5 protein-coding genes are annotated in these 5,606 nt (G+C 63.9%); 1 reads left to right on the forward strand and 4 read right to left on the reverse strand.

Features of this window, described 5'->3' with window-relative positions; translation table 11 throughout:
• Both DTW89_RS19845 and DTW89_RS18550 read right to left on the reverse strand, forming a co-directional pair.
• On the reverse strand, window positions 1-274 hold a 274-nt coding region (locus DTW89_RS19845; protein ID WP_236637211.1), incomplete at its 3' end, for a hypothetical protein.
• Between the two features lie 84 nt (window positions 275-358).
• Window positions 359-871 (reverse strand): GNAT family N-acetyltransferase, encoded by a 513-nt coding sequence (locus tag DTW89_RS18550; RefSeq protein WP_114657012.1) that lies wholly within the window; start codon window positions 869-871, stop codon window positions 359-361.
• 468 nt (window positions 872-1,339) lie between these two features.
• On the opposite strand from DTW89_RS18550, the gene DTW89_RS18555 reads away from it, so the two are divergent.
• Window positions 1,340-2,419: a calcium/sodium antiporter gene (locus tag DTW89_RS18555; RefSeq protein WP_114657013.1), complete on the forward strand. Its 1,080-nt coding sequence runs from the start codon at window positions 1,340-1,342 to the stop codon at window positions 2,417-2,419.
• A gap of 179 nt (window positions 2,420-2,598) precedes the next feature.
• Here the strand turns inward: DTW89_RS18555 and DTW89_RS18560 are convergent, their stop codons facing one another.
• Complete coding sequence (locus DTW89_RS18560) at window positions 2,599-4,731, reverse strand: TonB-dependent receptor domain-containing protein (protein WP_114657014.1); 2,133 nt, start codon at window positions 4,729-4,731, stop codon at window positions 2,599-2,601.
• 328 nt (window positions 4,732-5,059) lie between these two features.
• A partial coding sequence (locus tag DTW89_RS18565) for a hypothetical protein (protein WP_330863512.1) occupies window positions 5,060-5,606 on the reverse strand: 547 nt, incomplete at its 5' end.

The raw sequence follows: 5,606 nt of genomic DNA on the forward strand, positions 1-5,606 counted from the left end.
CGCTGGGCGGGGTGCTGCCGCAGGCGGCCAGGGTGGCAACAAGCAGGCAGGCCAGGGAGCGAGGGGAGGCGATCAGGCGCATTTGGGGAGGTCGGTCTTTGCCAAGTTCAACAGGTTGTTCGCAGGTCAGCATTGTGCTTGGCATGCCGCGAAAGGTGGGCGGTGGCGCATTCAATTGCAATGATTCAGGGGACAAGGAGCCTGTCGGACTTGGAGCGTCGAAAGCGAAAAGCGGCCCCAGCGAGGACAGTTTTTGCCGGATTTGCAGCCCCATAGCCCCGCTATGGGGCAAAAAGACGGTAAAAAATGGACCGCTGCGGCCGATTTGCAGCCGACGATTTCCAAGTCCGACAGGCTCCTAGTGGTTCGCCCTGAAGGCGTCGTGGAAGGTGACGGCCCCGTGCGGCATGTGCCCGTCAAACGAGAGGGCAAAAAACACTTCCGGTGGCACCCCCTCCAGCCCAAGCTCAGGCGTGTTTTTGAAACCGAACTTCCGGTAATACGCAGGGTGCCCCACAAGGCAGCAGCCTCGGGCGTTGATGCCTTTCAGACGGGACAGCCCTTCCTCAATCAGCGCCTTGCCAACGCCCTGGCGCTGAAACTCCGGCAGCACCGACACAGGCCCCAGGCCGAACCACTGCGGTGTGCCGTCCGACAGCATGACGGGAGAGAAAGCAATGTGTCCGACGACACGGCCATCCAGTTCAGCAACCAGCGAAACCGTCAACGCCTTGGCTGCGCGCAGCGCCGTGACGACAAATTGCTCGGTGTGGTCGCTGACCTCGAGGTTTTTGAACGCTGCAACCGTGACGTCGGTAATGGCGTTCACATCAGAGTCCATTTCGGGCCGGAGCCTGATCTCTTGATTCATTTGGGATTTTCCTTGTACCGGGCGAGAAACGGGGGGCGGTCCACCGTACTACTTGAAAGACGTTGCCCGGATTGCCGAGTCCGAATTATCCGACGGGGGCGTGCGTGCCAAGAACCGAAGCCTTGTGGCTGGTTCAGGACGCTGGCTAAGTGGCGTGGGTTCGGTATGCCTCGGTGCACGCGCCCGGGCAAACCTGCCCAGCCGTTTTTGACCCACGGAGTCTGGCCATGGTCACGCCAAAGGGCAAGTGCGAGCAGTGGCACTGCCACACCACACGCGACCAGGTCCCGCAGCCAAATGCGGCGCTTGACGGCTTGCCCAGTCGATCTGTTTGGGAGCGGCTGAAATCGGCCAGAAGCCGACACTCGATAAGTGGGACTTATGGCGAGCTATGGCATGCATGGAGGCTAGATAAAGGTACGCGCCTGGTAAGCTGTGCCACTTGGTTCTTAGCTACAGTGCTCAGTCATGAACATCCTTCTATTTCTCGGCGGGCTTTTCTTGCTGGTCATGGGTGCCAGCTTGTTGGTGCGAGGCTCTTCCAAGCTGGCCCTGTCGTTTGGCATCAGTCCGCTGGTCGTGGGACTGACGATCGTTGCGCTCGGCACAAGCGCACCCGAGGTTGCAGTCAGCGTGGGGGCCGTGCTCGATGGGAAAACCGACATTGCGATTGGCAACGTGGTGGGCAGCAACATATTCAACGTTCTGTTCATACTTGGCATCAGCGCGTTGATTGCACCGCTGGTGGTCAACATTCAGCTGATCCGCCAGGAGGTACCGATCATGATCGGTGCATGTTTTCTCTTGCTCGCCTTGGGGTTGGACGGTCAACTTTCGTTTTTCGATGGCGGTTTTCTCTTCGTGCTGCTGGTGTCTTACACAGTGTTACTGATCGTTCAGTCACGGCGCGAAACCCAGCTCGCCAAGGACGAATACGCGGCTGAGATCAAACCCTCTGCCCCCGGCGCCTGGGACGATCGGTTGCCGGTTCAGTTGCTGCTGATTGTCACTGGCCTAGCTGCGTTAGTGTTCGGCTCCGAGTACCTAGTGCAAGCATCGGTGAGTTTCGCCAAGGCCATGGGGGTGAGCGACCTGATCATTGGGCTGACCATCGTTGCCGCTGGTACCAGCATGCCCGAGGTTGCCACCAGCATCGCCGCAGTCATCAAGGGCGAACGGGACATCGCAGTGGGCAATGTGGTGGGAAGCAATACCTTCAACATTCTGGGCTGCCTGGGTGTCTCGGGCCTAGTGTCGGGTGACCTGGGGTTAGACATGGCTCCATCGCTGCTGGCCTTTGACATCTGGGTCATGGTGGCAGTGGCGTTTGCCTGCCTCCCCGTGTTCATGACTGGTCGCGAGATCGCTCGCTGGGAAGGCGGGGTCTTTCTGGGCTACTACGTCGCATACGTGGCTTACTTGATCATGGCCGCGCAGCAGCACGATGCGCTGCCAGCATTCTCGGGCGTCATGCTCAGCTTCGTCGTACCGCTGACGGTCGTGACGCTGGTTGTTGTGTTGATCCGCCGCCCAGTAAAGAAAGGATAGAGCACTAAAACTTTGCCCTCTATCACTAGCTAATGACTGCTATGGGTCGCAAACTGTCTCCAGCAGATCCCGTCCACTGCGGGTTCATTACCAACTCACCAATTGCAACCGGCGCCAGCAGCGCGCTACTCTCCACTGCCAGCCCGGTCGCGCCAAATCACATCAAACCGTCATCCACATCAAAACGCCACCTTCACTCCCACGGTGATGTTGCGCCCCATTAACGGCGCTGCGTTTTTGATGAAGCTGGTGTGCGCATACGCCAAGCGATCCGTCAGGTTGTTGGCCTTCAGGTAAACCTGCCACGGCGTGCCGCTGCTCAGTTGGCCGCGGTAGCTCACCCCCAGGTTCAGCATGCCGTAGCCGGGCGTGGCGGTTTCAAACGCTGCCACGCGGTTTTGGCGGGCCACTTGTACCCATTCGACCTGGCCTTCCCAGGCGTTCCAGTTGGCATCCAGCCGCACGCCCGCACGGGTGGCGGGGATGCGGGGCAGCAGGCCGCCGCCGTCGAGTTTGGCGCGCACGGTGTCGCCGAACAGGGTGACGCCCATGGTGCGCGTGACGCGCTGGCGCACCTGGCCTTCGATGCCGGTGAAGGTGGCGTCGGCCTGGCTGTATTGCAGCAGTTGCAGGCCGTCCACCTCGTCGAGCGTGCGGCCGGAGATGTAGTTGCTGATGCGGTTGCGAAAGACGCTGATGCCAAAGGTGGTGTCGCCGCTGGTCTTCTTCAGGCTCAGGTCGATGTTCTGCGATGTTTCAGAGCGCAGGTTGGCGTTGCCGCGTTCGTAGGTGCTGGTGGCCATGTGCAGGCCGCGCGCATACAGCTCTTCGGCCGACGGGGCGCGGCTGGCGCGGGTGAAGGATGTACCCACCTGGTAGCCGGGCGTGAACTTCCACACCGCGCCCAGCGATGCGGACGTGCCGTTGTGGCTGCGTTCGGTGCCGCCGGCCGAACCTGACGCTAAGGCCTCGGCCGTCTGGCGGTCGTGGCGCAGGGCGGCTTCAAAGCGCCAGTCGTTCCACCGGTATTCCTCCAGCACAAACAGGCCGGTCTTGCGGGTGACGGTGGGCTGCACATAGGCCTCTTCGCCAATGGCGCTGAACTTGCGCTGCGAGGTTTGCAGGCCGACCACGCCCTTGAACCCGGCAATCGGCTCGTGCTGCAGTTCGATGCGGGTGTCGTAGGCCTTGTTTTTGAAGGTGGTGGCAATAGCGCCGTCTTCGACTTCGTCGTGCACGTAGTCGGTAACCCCCGCGCGCAGGCGCAGGGCTGAAAAGCCGGTGAAGGGGTTGCGCAGCTCGCCACGGATGTCCAAGCGCTCGCTGCGCAGGTCGACCACGGGCACGTCGCCATGCTCTTCGGCGCCGTGGTCGTGGCCGTCTTCTTCGTCGTGCGCACCGCAATGCAGGTGGGTGCCGTGGGTGTGGCAGCCTTCAAAGCTGTGGTTGTGGCCCGGCAGGCCGTAGCGGGCGGCTTGGCGGGTGTAGGCGGCGCCCAGGTAACCCCGGTCGCTCACCCACGACAGGCCCACGCTGCCGGTGTCGGTGCGGTTAAAGCTGCCCGGCACTTTGCGGGTGGGCTCGCCATCGGGCGCCCAGCCTTTGCCCACCCGGTAGTCGCCCGCGTCGCGCGCCACGCCTTCTACGTGCACGGCCAGGTTGCCAGCGCCGCCGGTCAGCGAGAACGCCCCTGCCCCCTCGCCCGCGCCGGTGTTGGCGCGCAGCTCAGCGCTGCCCTCAATGCCCTTTTGCGGGATGGCGGTGGGTACCTTGCCGTCGAGCACGTTGACCACGCCACCCACGGCGCCGCCGCCATACACCAGCGCCGAGGGGCCGCGCAGCACTTCGATCTGCGTGGCCAGCAGGGGCTCGGACGCCACGGCGTGGTCGGGGCTGATGGTGGAGGCGTCGTGCAGCTCGGCGCCATCCGACAGCACCTTGACGCGGGGGCCATCCATGCCGCGAATGATGGGGCGGCTGGCACCGGCGCCGAAGTGGCTGCTGGTGATGCCGGGCTCGCTGCCCAGTGTTTCGCCCAGCGTGGCCTCGCGGCGGCGCACGAGTTCGTCGCCCTCCAGCACGGCGGTGGGCGTGGTCATTTCATTGGCGCCCAGTTGCAGGCCGCTGGCCGACACGGTGACGGGGGGCAGGCTGCCTACGGTTTGTGGTGCTGCCTGCGCATTGGCCTGTGCATGCGCCAAACCGGTGCCCCACAGCGTGAGTATGGCGGCCAGGGCCACGGGGCGCAGGGCTGGGTGGCGTTGTGCAGTGCGGCGATCGGCTGGGCAAAGGGGGTGCGTGTGGTGTGTCATGACGGCGTTGCAATAGAAATAGGTGGGCGTGCCGGGCGGCACGCGGCTTTCCGGCCCGGGGACAGGAAACCACCAAAAATATGAGTAAAAAGTGCCTCTAGCGCTTTATGGATAAGCGCTAGCAGCTATGAAATAAGGAGCGTTTGCAGCAAACGGCGACCATTGCGGCGCGCGCAAAGGGCTTCAAACCGGCACGGGATAGTGCAGACCTGGCACCTGGCGCTGCGCCGGGGTGGCGTATGGATTCAAGCCCGATGAAAGTGGCCTGCCCGCCCACACGCTGACAACGCAGCGCAGGGCAGCCAACACGCTCAACCGGCTGAACCCGTCACCCGACCGCAGGCGGGCCGCGGGCCTGAAAAAGCGCAACATGGCGGGCCGCTGCGGTGGCGGCCGGGTGCACCAGCGGCGCCTGCGCGGGCGTCGGGGCGGCAAGCGCTGTGGGGGCGCTGTGCAATGCGTCGCCCAGCGCCAGCTGGTCGAGCAACAGGCAATCCACCGGCGCGTGGTGGGCCAACAGCAAATCGAGCAGGCCCTGTGCGTGGGCGGTGTGGCTGGATTCGCCGGTGTGCGCTGCGGTGATGGGTGCGCCCGCCCCTGCTGCGGCTGGTGAAAGTGCGTGCGCCTGCAGCGCCGGGGCGTGCATTACCTGGTGCAGGCGCCCCAGCGAAGGCACCACCACCAACGCCAGCAGCAGCCACACCAGCGCGGCCTGCGCCCAATGGGTGTAATGGCCGCCGCACTTGCCAGGTGTGCCAGGTGTGCCAGGTGTGCCAGGCGTGACAGGCGCGCGCAGCCCTGCCCTGCGGCGGGCAACGGCTTGGGCTTGCCTGGGTGCAAGGCTTGCCGTTGGGGCGTGCGGATGGGGGTGGGCG

Origin of the sequence: Acidovorax sp. BoFeN1 (assembly GCF_003345135.1) — a bacterium.
Taxonomy (GTDB): domain Bacteria; phylum Pseudomonadota; class Gammaproteobacteria; order Burkholderiales; family Burkholderiaceae_C; genus Acidovorax; species Acidovorax defluvii.

What these genes read in the sequence shown, in the direction of transcription:
- DTW89_RS18550 (WP_114657012.1), bottom strand. Translation starts at nt 871, where the DNA reads ATGAATCAAGAGATCAGGCTCCGGCCCGAAATGGACTCTGATGTGAAC.
- DTW89_RS18555 (WP_114657013.1), top strand. Translation starts at nt 1,340, where the DNA reads ATGAACATCCTTCTATTTCTCGGCGGGCTTTTCTTGCTGGTCATGGGT.
- DTW89_RS18560 (WP_114657014.1), bottom strand. Translation starts at nt 4,731, where the DNA reads ATGACACACCACACGCACCCCCTTTGCCCAGCCGATCGCCGCACTGCA.